Origin of the sequence: Cupriavidus sp. SIMBA_020, from assembly GCF_046535395.1 — a bacterium.
GTDB classification, from domain to species: Bacteria; Pseudomonadota; Gammaproteobacteria; order Burkholderiales; family Burkholderiaceae; genus Cupriavidus; species Cupriavidus campinensis.
Genome location: NZ_JAWRWU010001395.1, coordinates 1 through 245, shown reverse-complemented (window position 1 = coordinate 245; position 245 = coordinate 1). Strand labels below are relative to the sequence as shown.

Annotated in this window: 1 pseudogene; it reads right to left on the bottom strand. The window is 67.3% G+C overall.

The features are described from left to right. Nucleotides 1-245 (bottom strand): annotated as a pseudogene (locus SB751_RS34100) (1,4-alpha-glucan branching enzyme); the annotation flags it as partial.

Below are 245 nucleotides of genomic sequence, written 5' to 3'. Positions count from 1 at the left end.
CAGGCAAAGCCGGCGGGATCGGCGTCACGGGCATGCAGCGCGGGCTGGGAGCGGTACAGGCGATTGAGGTCGCCGACCAGTCGTTGCATGCCCTTGCGGGCCGGATCGTCCAGCAGGTTCCAGTCGAGCGGAGCGTCATGGTTCCATTCGGCGGCCTGCGCGATCTCGCCGCCCATGAACAGCAGTTTCTTGCCGGGGTGGGCCCACATGTAGCCCAGGTAGGCGCGCAAATTGGCGAAGCGGGC